The 19558-nt window shown below is 57.5% G+C and carries 21 protein-coding genes; 10 read left to right on the forward strand and 11 right to left on the reverse strand.

All coding sequences use genetic code 11. The features are described 5' to 3' along the window. Window positions 1-7: 7 nt before the first annotated feature. The 3 genes from H9Q16_RS18505 to H9Q16_RS18515 all read right to left on the reverse strand — a co-directional run bounded on the left by H9Q16_RS18505 (window position 8) and on the right by H9Q16_RS18515 (window position 3831). The gene (locus H9Q16_RS18505; protein WP_191076963.1) at window positions 8-1243 is read right to left on the reverse strand and encodes a putative DNA modification/repair radical SAM protein; all 1236 of its coding nucleotides are present in this window, start codon (window positions 1241-1243) and stop codon (window positions 8-10) included. A gap of 198 nt (window positions 1244-1441) precedes the next feature. Further along, window positions 1442-3127, reverse strand: a complete 1686-nt coding sequence (locus tag H9Q16_RS18510; protein WP_191076964.1) for an acyl-CoA dehydrogenase family protein — start codon at window positions 3125-3127, stop codon at window positions 1442-1444. A gap of 344 nt (window positions 3128-3471) precedes the next feature. Next, window positions 3472-3831, reverse strand: a complete 360-nt coding sequence (locus H9Q16_RS18515) for a helix-turn-helix domain-containing protein (protein WP_191076965.1) — start codon at window positions 3829-3831, stop codon at window positions 3472-3474. Between the two features lie 153 nt (window positions 3832-3984). On the opposite strand from H9Q16_RS18515, the gene H9Q16_RS18520 reads away from it, so the two are divergent. Next, window positions 3985-4938 carry a helix-turn-helix domain-containing protein gene (locus H9Q16_RS18520; RefSeq protein WP_191076966.1) on the forward strand — a complete coding sequence of 318 codons (954 nt, stop codon included), beginning with the start codon at window positions 3985-3987 and terminating at the stop codon, window positions 4936-4938. 38 nt (window positions 4939-4976) lie between these two features. After that, the gene (locus tag H9Q16_RS18525) at window positions 4977-5693 is read left to right on the forward strand and encodes a hypothetical protein (protein ID WP_191076967.1); all 717 of its coding nucleotides are present in this window, start codon (window positions 4977-4979) and stop codon (window positions 5691-5693) included. A gap of 52 nt (window positions 5694-5745) precedes the next feature. Here H9Q16_RS18525 and H9Q16_RS18530 read toward each other — a convergent pair whose 3' ends face one another. Further along, entirely contained in the window at window positions 5746-7344 is a 1599-nt protein-coding gene (locus tag H9Q16_RS18530) for a phosphoenolpyruvate carboxykinase (RefSeq protein ID WP_191076968.1), read from the reverse strand. A 374-nt stretch (window positions 7345-7718) separates the two neighbouring features. Here H9Q16_RS18530 and H9Q16_RS18535 point away from each other — a divergent pair, with 374 nt between their 5' ends. From H9Q16_RS18535 to H9Q16_RS18565, 7 genes are all read left to right on the forward strand, one after another. Next, on the forward strand, window positions 7719-8420 hold the full coding sequence (locus H9Q16_RS18535) for a response regulator transcription factor (protein ID WP_191076969.1): 702 nt from the start codon (window positions 7719-7721) through the stop codon (window positions 8418-8420). Window positions 8421-8453: 33 nt separating this feature from the next. Continuing rightward, complete coding sequence (locus tag H9Q16_RS18540) at window positions 8454-10151, forward strand: sensor N-terminal transmembrane domain-containing protein (protein WP_191076970.1); 1698 nt, start codon at window positions 8454-8456, stop codon at window positions 10149-10151. Between the two features lie 20 nt (window positions 10152-10171). Next, window positions 10172-10603 carry a serine kinase gene (locus tag H9Q16_RS18545; RefSeq protein WP_191076971.1) on the forward strand — a complete coding sequence of 144 codons (432 nt, stop codon included), beginning with the start codon at window positions 10172-10174 and terminating at the stop codon, window positions 10601-10603. Then, a complete protein-coding gene (gene rapZ, locus H9Q16_RS18550; RefSeq protein WP_191076972.1) occupies window positions 10600-11511 on the forward strand; it encodes an RNase adapter RapZ in 912 nt (303 codons plus the stop codon). The genes H9Q16_RS18545 and rapZ overlap by 4 nt, the downstream gene beginning before the upstream one ends. A gap of 3 nt (window positions 11512-11514) precedes the next feature. Further along, window positions 11515-11907: a PTS sugar transporter subunit IIA domain-containing protein gene (locus tag H9Q16_RS18555; protein ID WP_191076973.1), complete on the forward strand. Its 393-nt coding sequence runs from the start codon at window positions 11515-11517 to the stop codon at window positions 11905-11907. A gap of 13 nt (window positions 11908-11920) precedes the next feature. Continuing rightward, window positions 11921-12190: an HPr family phosphocarrier protein gene (locus H9Q16_RS18560; protein WP_191076974.1), complete on the forward strand. Its 270-nt coding sequence runs from the start codon at window positions 11921-11923 to the stop codon at window positions 12188-12190. A gap of 69 nt (window positions 12191-12259) precedes the next feature. Next, complete coding sequence (locus H9Q16_RS18565; RefSeq protein ID WP_343067897.1) at window positions 12260-13114, forward strand: lysophospholipid acyltransferase family protein; 855 nt, start codon at window positions 12260-12262, stop codon at window positions 13112-13114. Window positions 13115-13159: 45 nt separating this feature from the next. Here the strand turns inward: H9Q16_RS18565 and H9Q16_RS18570 are convergent, their stop codons facing one another. Next, complete coding sequence (locus H9Q16_RS18570) at window positions 13160-14035, reverse strand: 3-hydroxybutyryl-CoA dehydrogenase (RefSeq protein WP_191076976.1); 876 nt, start codon at window positions 14033-14035, stop codon at window positions 13160-13162. 158 nt (window positions 14036-14193) lie between these two features. Here H9Q16_RS18570 and H9Q16_RS18575 point away from each other — a divergent pair, with 158 nt between their 5' ends. Beyond that, on the forward strand, window positions 14194-15024 hold the full coding sequence (locus H9Q16_RS18575) for a DUF6473 family protein (protein WP_191076977.1): 831 nt from the start codon (window positions 14194-14196) through the stop codon (window positions 15022-15024). Between the two features lie 117 nt (window positions 15025-15141). On the opposite strand, the gene H9Q16_RS18580 is transcribed toward H9Q16_RS18575, so the two are convergent. From H9Q16_RS18580 to H9Q16_RS18605, 6 genes are all read right to left on the reverse strand, one after another. Continuing rightward, the gene (locus H9Q16_RS18580) at window positions 15142-16068 is read right to left on the reverse strand and encodes an electron transfer flavoprotein subunit alpha/FixB family protein (protein ID WP_191076978.1); all 927 of its coding nucleotides are present in this window, start codon (window positions 16066-16068) and stop codon (window positions 15142-15144) included. Next, on the reverse strand, window positions 16068-16826 hold the full coding sequence (locus H9Q16_RS18585) for an electron transfer flavoprotein subunit beta/FixA family protein (protein WP_191076979.1): 759 nt from the start codon (window positions 16824-16826) through the stop codon (window positions 16068-16070). Before H9Q16_RS18585 ends, H9Q16_RS18580 begins: the two co-directional genes overlap by 1 nt. 164 nt (window positions 16827-16990) lie before the next feature. Further along, window positions 16991-17566, reverse strand: coding sequence for a cob(I)yrinic acid a,c-diamide adenosyltransferase (locus H9Q16_RS18590; RefSeq protein ID WP_191076980.1), 576 nt, complete (start codon window positions 17564-17566; stop codon window positions 16991-16993). A gap of 4 nt (window positions 17567-17570) precedes the next feature. Then, entirely contained in the window at window positions 17571-17768 is a 198-nt protein-coding gene (locus H9Q16_RS18595) for a twin transmembrane helix small protein (RefSeq protein ID WP_191076981.1), read from the reverse strand. A 59-nt stretch (window positions 17769-17827) separates the two neighbouring features. Next, window positions 17828-18655 carry an SDR family NAD(P)-dependent oxidoreductase gene (locus tag H9Q16_RS18600; RefSeq protein ID WP_191076982.1) on the reverse strand — a complete coding sequence of 276 codons (828 nt, stop codon included), beginning with the start codon at window positions 18653-18655 and terminating at the stop codon, window positions 17828-17830. 56 nt (window positions 18656-18711) lie between these two features. Continuing rightward, a complete protein-coding gene (locus H9Q16_RS18605; protein WP_191076983.1) occupies window positions 18712-19365 on the reverse strand; it encodes an SH3 domain-containing protein in 654 nt (217 codons plus the stop codon). Window positions 19366-19558 lie beyond the last annotated feature (193 nt).

A 19558-nucleotide genomic window follows, 5' to 3' on the forward strand; every position in this document is an offset into this window, starting at 1 on the left:
GTGTGCCTCACAGCAGTGAAAGCTGCTCTGGCGGAGGGGTGAAACGCGCGCGCAGGTTGGCCGCATCGGTCAGTGAGCCCGGGGTCCAGTCACGCGCGACGATGAAAGGTTTCGCCTTGTTCATTAGTGCGCCGATCCGGCGCAGGTCGCCGTATCCCAACGCACCGGAGCGGCGGGCCGACAGGATGCGCCCCACCGATTTGGTGCCAAATCCCGGCACGCGCAGCAGGTTTTCGCGGCTTGCGCGGTTGACGTCCACGGGGAAAGCCTCGCGGTGGGCAAGCGCCCAGGCGAGCTTGGGATCAATTTCAAGGTCCAGCATCCCACCATCCGGTTCGGGGGTAATCTCGTCCGCGTCGAAGCCATAGAACCGCATCAGCCAATCGGCCTGATAGAGACGGTGTTCGCGCACCAGCGGTGGTTTGATCAGCGGCAGACTGGCAGTGCTGTCGGGGATGGGCGAGAAAGCCGAATAGTAGACCCGTTTGAGTTTGTAGCTGGCGTAAAGCCGGGTGGAGCTTTTGAGGATCGTCGCGTCATTGGCGCCATCCGCCCCCACGATCAGCTGGGTCGATTGCCCGGCGGGGGCGAATTTTGGGGCCCGGCGGCCTGTATGGGTCTTGTTGCGGGCCTCTTCCTTGCGCAGCCGCACGTTGCCCATGGCGCGCCTGATTTCGTCGGGGTTCTTTTCTGGCGCATAAGTCTTGATGCCCGCATCGGTGGGCATTTCGATGTTCATCGATAAGCGATCCGCCAAAAGCCCTGCTTCTTCGATCAGTTCGGGGGCAGCATCCGGGATGGTCTTGAGATGGATGTAGCCGCGAAAATGGTGCTCTTCGCGCAGGGTTCGGGCGATCTGCACCATATCCGACATCGTGTCGTCGGGTGATTTGATAATGCCAGAGGACAGAAACAGCCCTTCGATATAGTTGCGTCGGTAAAACTCGATGGTCAGATGCACGACTTCTTCGGGGGTAAAGCGCGCGCGTTCGACGTTCGAGCTGACGCGGTTGATGCAATACGCACAATCGTAGATGCAAAAGTTCGTCATCAGGATTTTCAGCAAGCTTATGCAACGTCCGTCAGGTGCATAGGCGTGACAGATGCCGGACCCTTCGGTGCTGCCCAGCCCCTTTCCGTCCGCAGAGTGGCGCCGCGTGGTGCCGGAAGACGCACAACTGGCGTCGTACTTCGCTGCATCACTGAGCAGCGCGAGTTTTTCCTGAAGGGTCATACGAGCCATTTGTTCTTGATATGTTCACATTACTATCAAGGCAAGTGGCCGCTGTGTCATAGCTTTATTCGATGGGCAGAAAATCGGTTGATTTCGTGATGTGCCCTTGATCCTAGGGCATAGGCAAAGCCCTTGGCGGGCCCTGCGACGTTTTTGAGCAATGATCCGTCAAACCTGTCCGAGATATGGCCGGAAAATCTTCAGGCGTCAGCCAAGAAGCCGCCGCGCGATGACCTGTGCCTGGATTTCCGCGGCGCCTTCAAAGATATTGAGGATGCGAGCGTCACACAGCACGCGGCTGATCTTGTATTCCAGCGCGAAACCATTGCCACCGTGAATTTGCAGACCATTGTCTGCCGCAGCCCAAGCGACGCGCGCGCCCAGCAGTTTTGCCATGCCGGCCTCCAAGTCGCACCGGCGACCGTGGTCTTTCTCCCAAGCGGAAAAGTAGGTGAGCTGCCGTGACACCATGATCTCGACCGCCATTATGGCCAGTTTGGAGGCGACACGGGGGAATTCGATCAGGGACTTGCCGAATTGCTTGCGATCCTGCGCGTATTGCATGGAGATATCGAGCGCGGATTGGGCCACGCCAATGGCGCGGGCCGCCGTCTGGATACGCGCGCTTTCAAAGGTTTCCATCAGCTGTTTGAAGCCTTTGCCTTCTTCCCCGCCAAGCAGATTTTCGCCTTTGACATGGAAGCCATCAAAAGCCAGTTCGTATTCCTTCATGCCGCGATAGCCCAGCACCTCGATCTCGCCACCGGTCATGCCGTCCGTTGGGAAGGGGGTTTCATCGTCGCCGGGGGTCTTTTCGGCCAGAAACATCGACAGGCCTTTATAGTTTGATGTCTCGGGGTCTGTGCGCGCGAGAAGGGTCATCACATGGGTACGTGCCGCGTGGGTAATCCAGGTCTTGTTGCCGGTAATTTTGTAGTCATCTCCGTCCTTGACCGCGCGGGTGCGCAGCGCGCCAAGGTCAGAGCCTGTGTTGGGTTCTGTAAACACGGCCGTCGGCAGTGTCTCTGCGCTTGCGATCCGGGGGAGCCACTTGGCCTTTTGGTCGTCTGTACCACCCGCGATAATCAGCTCTGCCGCGATTTCGGAGCGGGTGCCAAGCGATCCGACGCCAATATAGCCGCGCGATAGCTCTTCCGACACAACACACATGGACGCTTTGGAAAGCCCAAAGCCGCCGAATTCTTCGGGGATGGTCAGGCCAAAGACACCCATTTCGGCCAAGTCGTTGATGACCTCCATCGGGATCAGTTCGTCATTGAGGTGCCAGTCATGCGCGTGCGGTTCGACTTTTTCGACCGCGTAACGGCGGAACTGTTCGCGGATCATTTCCAGTTCTTCATCCAGACCGGACGCGCCGACGGTGATATTGGCAGACTGTTCCTGCATCAACGTGACAAGGCGCACGCGGGCATCCTGCGTGTTGCCGGACTGGCAAAGGGTCATGACAGACGGGTCCATCAGAGCGCGCTGATCCTCCTGGCTGACGCCAAGGTCCTGCAGCCGCACTACTTCACCCTGGTTCATCTGGATGCCGCCATAGATCTGCCAAAGGTATTCGCCAAACGCGATCTGGTGCAGCAACTGCTCAATTTCCGAGAACTTACCGTCGGCCTGCAAACGTTCTGCCCAACCCTGCATCTGGCGCAGCGCCTGGGCGTAGGTTGCAAGCCATGCAAGCCCATGGGCCGCTGTCTGATGCGCTTCGATCAATTGGGCAGATACCCGATCCCCGTCGGTGACCATGGCCCGCACGGAGGCAGTCGCGGTTTCAAGCAATTGCTCGACCGGGGGAAGCGCCGCACGGGTGATGTTGAGCAGATCATCCATTACCACGGGGCTTTGCATCCTCATATCCTGACCATCATGCGCCATCTGCTGCATCCTTTTCCTGCTGTGATGCGGCATAAACCGTTCGCAACTGCAGCACAACAAAGATGCGCGGGGATGCGGCAATTTGTTCGAAAGTTGCGCGCCCCAAGCGATTCTCAAGCAAGGTTCGCATTGGCCCTTGGCCCAATTTCGACCACCTTGCGGCGGTGGCGGTAGCCGTCACACCCCGTTATCGCTTTGATCGGGGAGGTCTTCACCGCAGGGCGCCTTCTGACGCATTGCGGAAAAGCTGATTCTCTGGGGCCGGGTATGTGACGTGCAACGTTCTTGTTTTTCTTGATCGGACTGTTGCCCGATTGCTGCACGCCCGCTGAGGCCTCGGACCATCACACGTGACGTGCGACTGTCATCCCTGAAATGTCTTCGATGAACGTGACGATCCGAGATTTCATCTTTTCGTCCTTGATCGCGGCCAAGGCCGAGACGATCTGCATGCCGTTGTCATCTTTGGGCGTTTCGTCGTTGTTGCCATGCAGCCCGTCAAAGAAATAGGACGGCGGCACGTCAAGTATCTGAGCAAGCTCGAAAAGCCGGCTTGCCGCTACACGGTTTGAGCCGATTTCGTATTTTTGGATCTGCTGGAATGACAGGTTAAGCTTACGGGCGACATCAGTCTGAGAAAAACGGCGCAGTGTGCGAATTTGCTTTAACTTGCGTCCGACGTGGATATCTACGGGATGGGACATTATTTTGCGAACCTCTGGTTGAACTACACCTCATTGATCGTCAGATTCTGATATTCATTCAATTGCATAGATATTTTTCCTTTCCGCGAAAAATTTTACACTTAATGGGTGATTTTCGTTGCATTAATGGGTGATTTGCTTACCAATGGTTTCATGAACCAACAAATGACCCAAAGTGGCACGGGCAGCGAAGCAGTAGAGGCCCCGAAAGAAACCCCACCCCCCGCGCTTTTGTTTGAAATGACGCGGTCTTTCGTGACGCTCGCACGCACTCTTAACCTGAGCCATGCCGTGGCGGAACTGTCCAGCACGCGCCAGACCCTGCGGCGTCACATCACGCAGCTTGAGACTGAGATGGGCGTTCAGCTGTTTAATGTCGAAGATCGTCGGTACAGCCTGACCAAAGCCGGAGAAGAGGCGCTGCCTGAGGCGCTTGACCTGGTGGCGCGGTTTACCATGTGGCTGCGCGGCACGGCCAAGCACCACGACAACATGCAATATGTGAATTTCCGCCTTCCCAACGGATGGTCATTCCACCAGCAGCAACACCCGCTGAGCAAGGTCTGGGCTGGCGACTCTGTCCTGATGCGCGAAACGTTGCGGGCGTGGGCGATGAGCGGCGGGGCGATCGAAGCGCCGGAGCTTGCGCATGTCAGGCCGTTTCTGATCGTATACCGGCTGACCCAGACAGGCTGGATCTGTGTCGAATTCGGCGAAGAGTGTTTTTACGTTAAATGGTTCGGCTGGGCGAAGGCACGCAGCAGCGTGGGGCGCAGTATTGGCAATATGCCCGGCGGCGAGAATTTCGCACGCCTGCTGGAACAGCCCTTTTCGGAGGTGACCAATACGCAAGGGGCCCGGTTGGACCATGTATCTACTCAGGTGCCGCGCGGAGAGAAGGGCAGATTGCAGGCTATCCGCTATGCCCGTTTGATGATGGGTGGGCAGTTTCCGGACGGCAGTACGGCGCTGTTTGCGCTGGTCGAACCGATCGCAAATATCGAGATCGAAGGGGTCGAAACGGCGGCACTTGCGCCGATTCCAGCCGACGTGTTGATAAATTTTGACAAAAATGAGGCAAAATTCGAGCAGAAAGAGGAAGATTGAGCTACCTTTGAGTTAACGACTCGGTAAAGGAAGCGAAAATGACAGTCCAATTTGTGAACGATGGCGCGCAGTTTTTTGCTGCGAGCCACGACATTCTTCACGGCGCGGGAATTCGGATTGAGATCGGAACTGACTTTGACGAATATGCAAAGATCGTCAAAAAAGGTAGGCCTATTCAAGCACTTGGCGCGCCTTTCGACCCAAAGCTGCATGATCTGAACGAGAAGAATGCGTTCTGGTTGGCGGCCTATAATTCCGATGATGTGCTTATCCATACGCAGGCTGCAAAGCTGACGCCGATGGGTGGAAAAACGCTGAGTGAATATATGCTCAAGCGATTCCGTGAGTTCCCTCCAGCACTGCCTGACATCGATTTTGTGCGCTCCAGATACCGCGCAACGCCCGGAGCACACACGATTTCTGGCGAAGTGGTGTATCACGGTGACATCTGGATTAACAAAGAGGCAGGTGAATATCGCGGGGTCGGTTTGTCGTCCGTATTCGCGCGTTATGGCCTCATGTTGATCATGGAGCAGTGGAACCCAGACTACATCTTTGGTTTCATGGCGCGCACGGTCGCATTCAAGGGATTTGCGGAACGCATGGGGTACATGCACAACGAACCGGGTTCGCTGCGCTGGTACCGGATGGGCAGCGACACGGCCATGGAAGGGTTCCTGAGCTATCTCAGCAATGCGGATGTGCGGTTCCTGTTCGAGATGCCGCTATACGAGATCATTCAACAAGCCGCATAAAACGAGGGGGCGGGCCGTGTGGCCCGCCCACCGCACGCGCCGCATAGGGTTTTTAACCGATTGCGGCTGCCTTTACGTCGTCATCAATGAACGGGACGTACTGGGCAAAATTCTCCGAGAACATTTTGACCAGCTTGGCCGCCTGGCGGTCATAGCTTTCGGGATTGTCCCATGTCCGGCGCGGATCCAGCAGGATATCCGCGACCCCCTCGACGGATACCGGCACTTCAAACCCAAAATTTGCATCCTTGCGGTATTTTACATCCGCCAGATCGCCTTCAAGCGCCGCCGTCAATAGTGCGCGTGTTGCCCGGATCGGCATGCGAGAGCCGGTGCCATAGGCACCCCCGGTCCAGCCGGTATTCACCAACCAGCAGGTTGCCCCGTGTTGCGCGATCTTTTCACGCAGCAGGTTCCCGTACACCTCTGGTCTGCGCGGCATGAAGGGCGCGCCAAAGCATGTGGAGAACGTGGGCTCGGGCTCTGTCACGCCGCGCTCTGTGCCCGCGACCTTTGAGGTAAAGCCCGAAAGAAAGTGATACATCGCCTGTGCAGGCGACAGCCGCGCGATGGGGGGCAAGACGCCAAAGGCGTCGCAGGTCAGCATGATAATGTTCTTGGGGTGCCCGCCAACGGCCTTTTCGGATGCGTTCGAGATATAGTGCAGCGGATAGGCACAGCGCATGTTGGCGGTCAGACTATCATCGTCAAAGTCGAGCTCTTTTGTGTCCGGGTCAAATACCATGTTCTCAATGACGGTCCCGAACTTCTTGGTGGTCGCGTAAATCTCGGGCTCGGCTTCGGGCGAGAGGTTGATTGTCTTGGCATAGCAGCCCCCTTCGAAGTTGAAGGTGCCATTGTCCGACCAGCCGTGTTCGTCATCCCCGATCAGAACGCGCTGGGGGTCTGCCGACAACGTCGTCTTGCCAGTACCGGAGAGGCCGAAAAAGACAGCCGTGTCCACGGGATTGCCTGTCGCATGGTTGGCAGAGCAGTGCATCGGCATGATGTTTTTTTCTGGCAGCAGGTAGTTGAGCAGCGAAAAGACGGATTTTTTGTTCTCGCCCGCATATTCAGTGCCGCCAATCAGGATCATCTTGCGGTCAAAGTTCATGGCGATCACGGTCTCTGAGCGACAGCCGTGCTTTTTGGGGTCCGCCTGAAAGCTGGGGCAGTTGATGACAGTGAAATCTGCGACGAAATCATCCAAGTCTTCACGGTCGGGGCGACGCAGCATGGTGCGGATGAAAAGGCCATGCCAGGCAAGTTCCGTGACCATGCGGACATTTATCGCGTGGCGCGGGTCGGCCCCGCCCACCAGATCCTGTACAAAGTACTCTTTGCCCTGCATATGCGCGAGCATGTCGTCGTAAAGCGCATCAAAACCTTCGGGCGACATTTCCGCGTTGTTTTCCCACCAGATGGTGTCGGCCACGCTGTCTGTCTTGACCACGTGCTTGTCCTTGGGGGACCGGCCGGTGAATTTGCCCGTTGTCACCAGAAAGGCGCCGCCATTGCCCAATGTACCTTCACCCCGCTTCAGGGCGGTTTCGATCAGCGCAGGTTCCATCAGGTTGTAATAAACATCCCCAAGCCCTGTGATCTGTTGATCCTCTAGGCGGAATTGCGGGTTTACCCGTCCTGATGTCATGTGGTGTCTCCTGTTTCCGCGCAAGGGCGCGTCGTACTCTGTCCCTTTGAGGGCGTGTGCCCGTTGGCCTTCTGAGGCCTTAATGCGGGTCTTAGCATGCCCGTTTTAGGGATGAACAGGGAGCTTTGTCACAGTTAGCGCCACCACAGCGATCTTTGGCCGCGACAACACATATGCGAGGCAGGTTGATCAAATCTTATCTTTCAAGGTCGATGCTAAAGTGCGGCAATTTAGCCATTCCTAACCAAATTGTGGCCGAAATGGGGCTACTTGCCCGAGTGATTCGCAATTTGAGATTGATTCGGTGGCCAAAAGTAGGGATCAATGGCCGAAAAATCATAAACGACCAATTGAGCAGGATAAGGATACAGGCAATGAACAAGATTGCATTAGTGGATGACGACAGGAATATCCTGACGTCCGTCTCGATGACTCTCGAAGCCGAAGGGTTCGAGGTCGAGACATATAATGACGGGCAAGCCGCCCTTGACGCTTTCAACAAGAAACTTCCCGATATGGCCGTGCTGGACATCAAGATGCCGCGCATGGACGGGATGGATCTGTTGCAGCGTCTGCGCCAGAAGACCGCGATGCCGGTCATCTTTCTGACGTCCAAGGACGATGAGATCGACGAGGTTCTGGGCCTGCGCATGGGGGCCGACGACTACGTCAAGAAACCCTTCAGCCAGCGCTTGCTAGTCGAGCGTATTCGCGCCCTTTTGCGCCGTCAGGATGCGGTTGCCACCGACGAGGTCGGCGATACCGAAGAGACCAAGGTGATGGAGCGGGGCGACTTGCGGATGGACCCGCTGCGTCACGCGGTTAGCTGGAAGGGTAAAGACGTGTCACTGACCGTGACAGAGTTTCTGTTGCTTCAGGCTCTTGCCCAACGCCCCGGTTTCGTCAAATCGCGCGATCAGCTGATGGACGTCGCCTATGACGATCAGGTTTATGTCGACGACCGGACCATCGACAGCCACATCAAGCGTTTGCGCAAGAAGATGCGCACGGCGGACGATGAGTTCTCCGCGATTGAGACGCTCTACGGTATCGGCTACAGATACAACGAAGAGTGATATAGGCGCGTGGCACTGGCCGAAAGGAACTTTGTGCGGGACTTAACCCCTGCCACTCGGGAAGGCGACGTGGTTCTGGGCGACGATTGGGTCGCCCCTGACGCCTCTCCCGATGAGATACGGGCGCGCCGCGAGCGGCGTGGCCTGTCCTCGTTGCGGACCTCGCCACTGACCCGCAAGATTATCACGTTCAACTTGATTGCCCTTAACGTATTGGTTGCAGGCATTCTTTATCTCAATTCCTCGCGCGATTCCCTGGCGATTCAGCGCGGGGGCAGCTTGGTTTCGTCGGCAGTGTTGATTGCCGATGTGATCGAGGTGCAATTGCCGCTCGGCCCGTCTGTCGATCTTGCCGAAGGTGACACTGTTGATGTCGGTGAGACCCTTCAAGGCCTCAATTTTCGCAGCGGGATCGAAGTCCTTGTCTACGATATGTCCGAAACGCTGATCGCCAGCCTCGAAGCCACGGACAGTGCTGAGGATGGTTTTGCCGCAAGTGACGAACGCACCTTGCTGACGGACGGATTGAGCTGGCTCTGGACGAAGATTTCCTCTCCGCTGGGCGGTACGCGCTCTGCTGAGGTCGCGCAGATGCCGATCGAAGAGCAGCTCAAGGCACAATTCGCGGCGACCTTGAGAGATGGCACGCAAATCGAGCAGCGCAAGGATGGTAGCGGGGGCACATTGTTCACCGTGACCACGCCGATCATGCAGGGCGACACGCCTGTTGGGTTCGTTGCCATTGCATCTGCCGCAGGCGAAATCGACCGTCTGGTGCGGAGCGAACGTGAACGCGTGTTGCAGATGTTTATCATCGCCACGCTGGTGTCTATCGGGCTGAGCCTTGCGCTGGCCTCACAGATCGCTAATCCGCTGGCGGATCTCTCTGCTGCGGCCGAGTTGGGGCGCGAAAAGAATGCGCGCAAGATGAATCCCGGTCGCATTCGCATACCTGATCTGACGGCGCGGCCGGACGAGATCGGCCGGTTATCCGGCGCGCTGCGTGGCATGGTATCAGCGCTTTACAACCGCATAGACGGCAACGAACAGTTTGCCGCAGACGTCAGCCATGAAATCAAGAACCCGCTGGCGTCTCTGCGGTCTGCAGTTGGCACTCTGCGCATGGTCAAGCGCGACGATCAGCGCGAAAAGTTGCTGGATGTGATCGACCACGATGTGCGCCGACTGGACCGTCTGGTGAGCGATATCTCCAACGCCAGTCGTTTGGATTCAGAGCTGGTCAAGGAAGAGGAAGAGCCGTTCGATCTGTTGCAGATGCTGAATAATCTCGGTCAGTATCTGGGAGAGGATGCGAAAACAAAAGGCATTGATTTCATTACAGATCTACCTTCCAACCCGATTAATGTACACGGATTGGAAGCACGGCTGGCGCAGGTCTTTGTCAACCTGATCACCAATGCGATTTCGTTCTGCGAAGATGGCGATGCGATCCGTGTCTGGGCGCGCCAAAAGGAAAACCGCGTGTTGGTTGTGGTCGAAGATACCGGCCCGGGCATTCCGGATCAGGCGCTGGGCAAGATCTTTAAGCGGTTCTATTCGCAACGCCCTGACGAGCATTTTGGAAACAACTCTGGCCTTGGGCTGGCGATTTCCAAACAGATTGTTGAGGCCCATGGCGGCGTGATCTGGGCGGAAAACATTCGCCCGACCGAGGCGGATATCACCTCTGAACCGCTGGGCGCGCGATTTGTTGTCGGTCTGCCGACCTGAGTGGCGGCCTCGGCAACACTGTGACACCATCCGCAAAGATCATCCACGCCACCACTGTTTCGGTGGCGAAAAAGGGTGTCTTGATTATCGGGCCTTCGGGCTCCGGAAAATCCTCGCTCGCGTTGCAGCTTCTGGCGCTAGGTGCCCGTCTGGTGGCGGATGATCGCACGTCCGTTTCGCTGGAGGGGGGGCGTGTCATTGCTGACGTGCCCGAGAATATTGCCGGTTTGATTGAGGCCCGGGGTGTCGGTCTTATCAATGTGCCGCCCGCGGGCCCGACAGATATCCGCCTGGTCATTGATATGGGCCAGATAGAATCGGATCGATTACCTGCGACAAAGCACCACGATGTGCTGGGCATCGAACTTCCTTGTCTTCACAAAGTTGACACCCCACATTTTGCACACGCGATTTTGCTTTATATGTACGGAAATAGTTCAAAGGTACCATGACCACTGATCAAGCCCCCACCGTTGCTTCTGCCCTGTCGGGCAAACGCCGCCTTGTCCTTGTGACGGGCCCGTCCGGCGCAGGGCGGTCGTCTGCACTGAATGTGCTTGAGGATGCCGGGTTTGAGGCAATCGACAATCTGCCGCTGCGCATGCTGCCGGCGTTGTTGAAAGGGCAGACCACCGAACGGTCGGTGGCACTGGGCATTGATGCGCGCAACCGGGACTTTTCCACCACTCGGTTGCTGGATCTGATCGGTGAGATTGCGGCGTCTTCAGACGTGATGCTTGAGCTGCTGTATCTCGATTGTGCAGATGACATCCTGTTGCGCAGGTTTTCCGAGACGCGGCGCAGACATCCTCTTGCGCCCGCGGATTCCCCGGGCGAGGGGATCTTGCTTGAGAAAAAGCTGCTGGCACCGATCCGGGAACGCGCCGACGTCCTGATTGACAGCAGCAATCTGAATATCCACCAGTTGCGCGCGGAGGTGGAGCATTGGTTCGCACCGGATGGCAGGCATTATCTGGCAGTCTCCGTGCAGTCCTTTTCCTATAAACGCGGCCTGCCACGCAGCGTTGATATTGTCCATGACTGCCGGTTTTTGCGAAATCCCTATTGGGAGCCAGCACTGCGGAAATTGAATGGCACCCACCCAGATGTCGCTGACTTCGTGGCCCAGGATGCGCGCTACAAGACCTTTGCCGATACGGTGTTTGATCTCAGCGCGCTGCTGCTTCCGGCGTTCCGTGAAGAGGGGAAGTCGCACATTGCCATCGCCTTTGGGTGCACCGGAGGGCAACACCGGTCGGTTACGCTGGCAGAAGACCATGCTTTGCGCCTTGCAGAACAGGGCTGGCAGGTGTCAATTAGACACCGCGAGCTGGACCGCCAGCAACCTGAGGAAAACTAACCGGTGATCGGAATCGTGATAGTCGCACATGGCGGGCTGGCAGAGGAGTATCTGTCGGCAATCGAGCATGTGATCGGAGACCAGATCGGTGTGCGCGCGATATCGATCCGCGCGGATCACGACCGTGACGAAAAGCAGCGCGAAATTTGCGCGGCCGCCGACGCGGTAGATCAGGGGGCGGGTGTGGTGATGGTGACGGACCTTTTCGGGGGCTCGCCGTCCAACCTTAGTTTGATGGCATGCCAGCCCGACAACCGGCGCATTATCTATGGCGCAAACCTGCCGATGTTGTTGAAACTTGCCAAATCGCGGCAGTTGGATGTGAATGATGCCGTGCGGGCCGCCTTGGAAGCTGGCAAGAAGTATATCGACAGTCATAACGTCAGTGCCAGCTAAGGGCCTCAAATTCATGCCGGAAATCTCTCTCAAGATCGTAAACGAAAAGGGTTTGCACGCCCGGGCCTCGGCTAAGTTGGTCGAAGTTGTAGAGGCATTTGACGCCCGCTGCGAGGTCAGCAAAGATGGGATGAGCGCGTCGGGCGACAGCATCATGGGGCTTTTGATGTTGGCAGCAGCGCGTGGAAGCACTATTGACGTCCAAACGTCCGGCCCAGATGAAGACGCATTGGCCGAAGCCTTGACGGCGCTTGTGGCGGACAAATTTGGTGAAGGTTCCTGAGGGCCGAGATGCCCGGACCAGAGGTGATTGAACGTGTCGGACAACGCAGGACCGCTTTCCGCAAAGGATGTGCCCGCCGCGCCAAAGGAGGCTCCGGCGCCGATCAAATATGATCGCAAGAGCCTTTCTTACGCGTCCACCTTCCAGAATCCCTGGCAAAGCCGCATCATCAGCACGATCGAGCTTTTCACCGGTAAGCTGAAAGTTCTGCGGATGATCCGCAAGTTCGAGAAGCGCGGTGCTCCAACGGGTCAGGCCTTCTGGCGCGCAGCGCTGGACACCATGGGGATTGACCTGGAGACCCCACAGGAACAGCTTGATCGCCTTCCCAAGGAAGGGCCGGTGGTGGTCGTGGCCAATCATCCGCACGGGATGGTCGATGGCATGATCTTTGCCGATCTCATCGGGCGAGTGCGGCAAGACTACCGTATTCTCACCCGGTCACTGCTGACCTCCATTGACGAGGTGGCGGGCAGTTACATGATCCCGGTACCATTCCCGCATGACCCTGATGCGCAGCGCAAAGGGGTCGAGATGCGTGCCAAGGCGATGGCGCATCTTAAGGACGGCGGTGTTGTTTGCCTGTTCCCGTCCGGTGTCGTCGCCTCGTCAGAGACCTGGTGGGGCCCGGCTGTCGAGGCAGAGTGGAACGTCTTCACCGCCAAGATGATCCGCCGTTCTGGCGCGCAGGTGGTGCCGATGAAATTTCCGGGACAGAATTCGCGTGCCTATCAAATCGCCAACAAGGTCAGCCCGATGTTGCGCCAAGGGCTGCTGCTGCATGAAATCGTGCACAGCTGTAACAAACCGCAGGCGCCTATTGTCGGCCATCCGATCGCACAGGAAGATATTGACAAGCGGGCGGAGAATCCGCGCGAGTTCATGTCATGGCTGCGCAAGACGACGCTTGATCTGAAGGATTAGTTGCGCCCTTAAACATACTCCATCCGAAGTTCTGGGGCGCCGCGATCAGCGCGTGGGCACCGGCACGTCTCCGCGATAGTCATAAAACCCGCGCTGCGATTTGCGGCCCAGCCATCCGGCCTCCACATACTTGGTCAGCAGCGGGCAGGGGCGGTATTTGGTATCTGCCAAACCGTCGTGCAGCACATTCATGATCGCCAGACAGGTATCCAGCCCAATGAAGTCCGCCAGTTCCAGCGGGCCCATGGGGTGGTTGGTGCCCAGCTTCATAGCCTTGTCGATACTTTCGACGTTTCCGACGCCCTCATACAACGTATAGACCGCCTCGTTTATCATCGGCATCAGGATGCGGTTCACGATAAAGGCCGGGAAATCTTCGGCTGTGGCAGCGGTTTTGCCCAGCTTATCCACGACTGCCTTGCAGGCCTTGAACGTCGGCTCGTCGGTCGCAATGCCGCGGATCAGTTCCACAAGCGGCATCACCGGTACGGGGTTCATGAAATGAAAGCCCATGAACTTTTCCGGTCGATCCGTACGGCTGGCCAACCGTGTGATCGAGATTGAGGACGTATTTGATGTCAGGATCGTTTCGGGGGTGAGGTGTGGCAGCAGGTCTTCAAATATGGCCTGCTTGACGGTTTCGCGCTCAGTCGCACTTTCGATAATCAGATCGCATTGGCCAAGATCGGACAGGGTTGTTGTGGATGCGATCCGATCCAATGCATTGTTCCGCTCGTCCGCGGTGATCTTTTCCCGGCTGACCTGCCGATCCAGGTTGCCGGTGATTGTTTTCATGGCTGCATCCAGCGCATCAGCGCTGATATCCGTCATCATCACATCATAGCCGGCCAGCGCCATCACATGGGCAATCCCGTTTCCCATCTGACCTGCGCCCACGACCCCTACGGATTGGATTTCCATCACCTGTTCTCCTGCTTGATAGGGCACAGTATGGCGCGCAGGCGCATGGCCGCAAGGGCGCGTTTTGACGAAAACTAAAGCAAAATATGCGCGTTAAGCGAATCGCAGGACACGGCGGGGCATCGTTGCATTTGGGTGAAAATGAGTGAGGTGGGTTTATGACGTATGATGTCCTTGGGGCGGGGGCCCTCGATTATCTGCCGTGTCGCTATGGCACATCACGGTTGCTGTTTCGCGGACCGCGCCGCAACCTTAGTAAGCCATTTGCCGCCTTCATCGGAGGGACAGAGACCTACGGCAAGTTCATCGAAAAACCCTTTCCGGCCCTGATTGAGGAAGAGATTGGTCTGACCTGCGCGAATTTCGGGACCATCAATGCCGGTGTAGATGTATTTTTGCATGATCCCTTTGTGGTTGAGGCCACCGGAGATGCCCGGGTGACAGTGATGCAGATCATGGGCACACAGAATATGTCGAACAGGTTCTATTCCGTACACCCGCGACGCAATGACCGGTTCGTCAAGGCGTCGGTCCTGCTAAGTACGATCTATCGCGAGGTCGATTTTTCGGAATTCCATTTCAACAAGCATATGCTGAAGACGCTGCTGGATATCTCGCAGGACCGTTTTGATGTCGTGCGCTCAGAATTGCAGCAGGCGTGGGTCGCGCGCATGCGGATGATGTTGAGCCAGTTCAGCGGTAAGGTGGTTCTGGTCTGGTTTGCGAACCACGCGCCAGCACGGGGGCGGGCGGCGTCGATCGCTCTTGGGGATGATCCGCTCTTTGTCACCCGCGAGATGGTCGATGAAATTGCACCGCTTGCAACCGAGTATGTGGAAGTGACTGCGTCAAAAGAGGCGATGGAGGCGGGAACCGACGGTATGGTGTTCAGTCAGATGGAAACCCTTGCGGCCCAGCAGATGCTGGGCCCAAAAGCACACCAAGAAGTGGCGACAGCCGTTTGCAAGGCGATGAAATCGCTCATGTAAGGCACATTTGACGGGTGCGACCTTTGTCGGTCAGCCACGTTCGCGCATGGGCCGTTGGGACCAAAAAAAAGGCCCGCTCGAATGAGCGGGCCTTGATCTTGTTCGGGCCTGATCGCCTCAGAGCTTTTCAATCAGCTCGGGTACGGCTGTGAAGAGGTCGGCAACCAGTCCGTAATCGGCCACCTGGAAGATTGGTGCTTCCTCGTCCTTGTTGATGGCCACGATGATCTTGCTGTCCTTCATCCCCGCAAGGTGCTGGATTGCACCGGAAATGCCGACGGCCACGTAAAGATCGGGGGCCACGACCTTGCCAGTCTGACCAACCTGCCAGTCGTTGGGCGCATAGCCAGAATCGACTGCCGCACGGGACGCGCCAACAGCGGCACCCAGCTTGTCGGCCAGCTTTTCGATCAGGGCAAAGTCGTCTTCGGAGCCGACACCACGACCACCGGACACAACCACCCCAGCCGACGTGAGTTCGGGGCGATCGCTTTCGGCAACCTTGTCCTCGACCCAGCTTGAAAGGCCCGGATCGGCTGCAGCGCCGATTGTCTCAACCGAGGCCGATCCGCCTTCGCCAGCTGCGTCAAATGTGGACGTCCGGAACGTCACGACCTTTTTTGCATCCGATGACTTGACGGTCTGGATCGCGTTACCCGCATAGATCGGACGCTCAAATGTATTGGCATCCACAACGCCGGAAGCGTCAGAAATGACCATCACGTCCAGCAATGCCGCGACACGGGGCATGACGTTCTTGGCATCGGTCGTGGCGGGTGCCACGATGTGTTCGTAATCATCTGCCAGCGACACAATGAGGGCAGCCGTGGATTCAGCAAGGCGGTGCCCCAGCGTTGGATCCTCGGCAACCAGGACCTTGGCGACACCATTGATTTTCGAGGCGGCCTCACCAGCGGCGGCGGCAGAACCGCCAGCGGCCAGAACAGTGACGTCACCCAGTTGCTTGGCGGCAGTCACGGCCTTGGCCGTTGCGTCCATTGCCAGTTCACCATCGTTTACTTCTGCGAGAAGAAGAACAGCCATTACACAGCCCCCGCTTCTTTGAGTTTCTCGACCAGCTCATCAACAGAGCCGACCTTGATGCCAGCGGCGCGCGCCTCGGGCTCTTCGGTTTTCACGATTTCCAGACGGTTGGAAACATCCACGCCGTAGTCTTCCGGCGTCTTTTCATCCAACGGCTTTTTCTTGGCCTTCATGATGTTGGGCAGCGAGGCATAGCGCGGCTCATTAAGGCGCAGGTCCACGGTGATAACCGTAGGCATGGAAACCTCAATTGTCTGCAAACCGCCGTCTACTTCGCGGGTGACCTTGGCCTTGTCGCCTTCGATCGAAACTTCTGATGCAAATGTCGCCTGCGACCAACCCATGAGCGCGGCCAGCATCTGGCCGGTGGCGTTCATGTCATTGTCGATGGCTTGTTTGCCACAAAGCACGAGGCCGGGCTGCTCTTCGTCCACGATGGCCTTGAGAATCTTGGCCACTGCCAAAGGCTCGATGTCGTTGTGCACGTCGTCTGTGGCGACCACGAGGATTGCGCGATCCGCGCCCATTGCCAGCGCCGTCCGCAGCGTTTCCTGAGACTGTTTGACGCCAATGGAAACAGCGACGACTTCGTCCGCCTGACCGGCTTCTTTCAGGCGGATCGCCTGTTCGACGGAAATTTCGTCAAACGGGTTCATCGACATTTTTACGTTGGCAAGATCGACCCCGGAACCGTCCGCTTTGACGCGGACTTTCACGTTGTAGTCGATCACGCGTTTGACGGGCACAAGCACCTTCATGAGCGTTCTCTCCTTCAATTACGACTCACCCTGCCGGGAAAGCCCCCAAAACTTCTCTGCGCCCGTTTATCGAAGGCAGAGAGGTGAAAACAGTGCAAAATCGGCACATGCGGCACTTTGGACGCCGCGTTTCACCAGTTTGCACGCGTTGCGATCCGCGCACGCTATGCGCGGTTGGCCCCCGGAACCCACAGCACATCGTCATTGCCGCCATTGTTGGCCATACGGGCCGCGACAAAAAACCAGTCGCTCAGCCGGTTGAGATAGGTAATCGCGATCTGATTGACCTGTTCCGCTTCGCTGGCCAGCACGGCCAGCCGTTCAGCGCGGCGCGCAACGGTGCGGCAGACATGCAGATGCGCGGCCAGCGCCTTGCCGCCGGGCAGTATAAAGCTGCGCAGCGGTTCCAGATCGGCGTTCATGATATCGATTTCTGCCTCCAGCCGGTCAATCTGGGCCTGCGTCATACGCAGCGGCGGGTATTCAGCGTCGGCGTCTTTTTCCATGTCGGGGCGGCACAGGTCGGCGCCCAGATCAAATAGATCGTTTTGAATGCGCGACAGCGCCCTGTCCGTCTCATCAGATGCGTCCAGCCGCGCCACGCCGACAAAGCAGTTCAGTTCATCCGAGGTGCCATATGCTTCGACACGAGCATTATGTTTTGCGACGCGGTCGCCGTTGCCAAGGGCCGTGGTGCCAGCATCCCCTGTACGGGTGTAGATTTTGTTCAGCACAACCATGTCGTCAACCCTTGATATACCAGACATAGATCACGATCAGAACGACCGCCACGAACTGTGCCGCGATGCGCAGGCGCATGATCTTGTTTGCGTTCTTTTTGTTGAATGCCCCGCCCCCGGCAAAGCCGCCAAGCCCGAACATCAAGATAACCACGACCGCCAGACAGGCGATGACAATCAGTATCAGAAAGGGGTCAGACATAAGAAATCCTTGCTATTGTACCGTGATGTAGCGGTTGGGCGCGTCAGCGCAAGGTGCATTCAACGGTTGAACACCCAGTCAAGAGCCCGCGTGGGCAGCAATCGGCGCGCAAAACCGGCGAGATAGGTCGGGGTTGTGACATAGTAGCGCGGCCGGGGCCGGGTGCTTTCCGTGGCGTGCACCAGTTTCTTCAACACGGCGTCCGGGGAAAGTGTGAACATGGATTTTTCGGTTGAATTATGCAGGCGCGCGATCAGCTTGGCTTCGTATTGGTCAGACCGGGCGGATCCTTTCCAGTCGATCCAACGGTCAAACTGTGTAATGGAGTTGGCCCTGAATTGCGACGTGATCGGGCCCGGTTCGATAGTGATGATGTCAATGCCGGTATCACGCATTTCCATGCGCAGGGTATCTGCCAAACCTTCGAGGGCGAACTTGGAGGCGGTGTAAGCCCCCCGCCAAGGCATCGCAATGAGCCCCAGAACCGAAGAGCATTGCACGATGCGACCCCGGCCCTGAGCGCGCATGACCGGGATTGCCGCGCGCGTCAGGGTATGCCAGCCAAAAACATTGGTCTCGAATATGTCACGCAGGGCGTCGGTTGGCAGATCTTCGGTGGCGCCGGGAATGGCGTAGGCCCCGTTGTTGAAAAGCACATCAAGCGTGCCTCCGGTGGCATCAAGAACCTCCGCCAGGCCCGACCGGATGCTGTCTTCGTCCTGGTAATCGATGCGCGGTGCGTCAAACCCTTCGGACCGCAGCCGGTCGCAGTCTTCCTGTTTGCGGCAGGACGCAAAGACGCGCCACCCGCGGGCGCGCATGCCAACGGCACAGGCATATCCGATGCCGCTGGAACAGCCGGTGATCAGCATTGTGCGCTTGGACATGAAAAAGGCCCCCGGTTCGGAGGCCCTACATCGCGTTTCGTCGGGCGATTGGCAAGTCAGCCAGCGGTCAGAAGGAAATCGGCCATCCAGCCTTCTTCGCCGCTGTCGATAGACCGCATCAGCACCCAGCCATCCCCATCGTCTTGCAACACTTCGACCGCATCGCCGCGCACCAGCCTCGACACGATGCCGAAGTCTGTACCGGGACCGCCGCGCACGTTCACACGGCTGCCCGTGACAGTGCGGATATCCCCAATCGGGTCGCTTTCAATCACAGCGTTGTTGACCGTTGCCGCGCCTGTATCATTTGGGATGATCAGGCTGGGGATGATCGCCGGCGTGTCCGCAGACGCGAGTGTGACGTCAGAGTTAATCGCCACGCCCGTCTGAGCATCTACAGATGCGGATGTCACAGGCACGGTCGGTGCGGGTGCGGGATCTTGTGTGACGTTCTGCAGGGTCGTCAGGTTAAGCGATACCCGTGTCACTTCTTCGTCTGGCTCGTTCAGGGGCGGATCCGTATCGACGATAGTCGGACCAGCGTCGGCCTGCGTTACCGTCTCTTCCTGCACGACCTCCGCTACGACAACCTCAGGTGCAGGCTGCAGCCGCGCTGCCTTGGCGGACGCAGGCTCAAAGGCTGCGCCGCCGCTCATTTCGTAAAAGGCCCACCCCAGAAAACCGAATGTCAGCAGAATAAACCGCTTCATTTCATTACCCCAATGTCACACTGTCGGAAGTCTAACGCAGACGACCCCCTTTAGGTTCATATCAAAAAACTGCGCTGCGCGGCAGGGGAAAATCTCAAAACCTTCCCCCGGTCCCCGGGATATCCGAAATGCGTAAGCGAAGCGTTGAAATCTCAGCATCGGATGCTTGCCGCCTCCATTCTGCACCGCTACA

The sequence above is a fragment of the Sulfitobacter aestuariivivens genome, from assembly GCF_014763045.1.
GTDB classification, from domain to species: Bacteria; Pseudomonadota; Alphaproteobacteria; order Rhodobacterales; family Rhodobacteraceae; genus Sulfitobacter; species Sulfitobacter aestuariivivens.

Excerpts from the sequence above, each read along its gene's own strand:
- H9Q16_RS18505 (WP_191076963.1), bottom strand. The coding sequence starts at position 1,243 with ATGGCTCGTATGACCCTTCAGGAAAAACTCGCGCTGCTCAGTGATGCA.
- H9Q16_RS18510 (WP_191076964.1), bottom strand. The coding sequence starts at position 3,127 with ATGGCGCATGATGGTCAGGATATGAGGATGCAAAGCCCCGTGGTAATG.
- H9Q16_RS18515 (WP_191076965.1), bottom strand. The coding sequence starts at position 3,831 with ATGTCCCATCCCGTAGATATCCACGTCGGACGCAAGTTAAAGCAAATT.
- H9Q16_RS18520 (WP_191076966.1), top strand. The coding sequence starts at position 3,985 with ATGAACCAACAAATGACCCAAAGTGGCACGGGCAGCGAAGCAGTAGAG.
- H9Q16_RS18525 (WP_191076967.1), top strand. The coding sequence starts at position 4,977 with ATGACAGTCCAATTTGTGAACGATGGCGCGCAGTTTTTTGCTGCGAGC.
- H9Q16_RS18530 (WP_191076968.1), bottom strand. The coding sequence starts at position 7,344 with ATGACATCAGGACGGGTAAACCCGCAATTCCGCCTAGAGGATCAACAG.
- H9Q16_RS18535 (WP_191076969.1), top strand. The coding sequence starts at position 7,719 with ATGAACAAGATTGCATTAGTGGATGACGACAGGAATATCCTGACGTCC.
- rapZ (WP_191076972.1), top strand. The coding sequence starts at position 10,600 with ATGACCACTGATCAAGCCCCCACCGTTGCTTCTGCCCTGTCGGGCAAA.
- H9Q16_RS18560 (WP_191076974.1), top strand. The coding sequence starts at position 11,921 with ATGCCGGAAATCTCTCTCAAGATCGTAAACGAAAAGGGTTTGCACGCC.
- H9Q16_RS18570 (WP_191076976.1), bottom strand. The coding sequence starts at position 14,035 with ATGGAAATCCAATCCGTAGGGGTCGTGGGCGCAGGTCAGATGGGAAAC.
- H9Q16_RS18575 (WP_191076977.1), top strand. The coding sequence starts at position 14,194 with ATGACGTATGATGTCCTTGGGGCGGGGGCCCTCGATTATCTGCCGTGT.
- H9Q16_RS18580 (WP_191076978.1), bottom strand. The coding sequence starts at position 16,068 with ATGGCTGTTCTTCTTCTCGCAGAAGTAAACGATGGTGAACTGGCAATG.
- H9Q16_RS18585 (WP_191076979.1), bottom strand. The coding sequence starts at position 16,826 with ATGAAGGTGCTTGTGCCCGTCAAACGCGTGATCGACTACAACGTGAAA.
- H9Q16_RS18590 (WP_191076980.1), bottom strand. The coding sequence starts at position 17,566 with ATGGTTGTGCTGAACAAAATCTACACCCGTACAGGGGATGCTGGCACC.
- H9Q16_RS18595 (WP_191076981.1), bottom strand. The coding sequence starts at position 17,768 with ATGTCTGACCCCTTTCTGATACTGATTGTCATCGCCTGTCTGGCGGTC.
- H9Q16_RS18600 (WP_191076982.1), bottom strand. The coding sequence starts at position 18,655 with ATGTCCAAGCGCACAATGCTGATCACCGGCTGTTCCAGCGGCATCGGA.
- H9Q16_RS18605 (WP_191076983.1), bottom strand. The coding sequence starts at position 19,365 with ATGAAGCGGTTTATTCTGCTGACATTCGGTTTTCTGGGGTGGGCCTTT.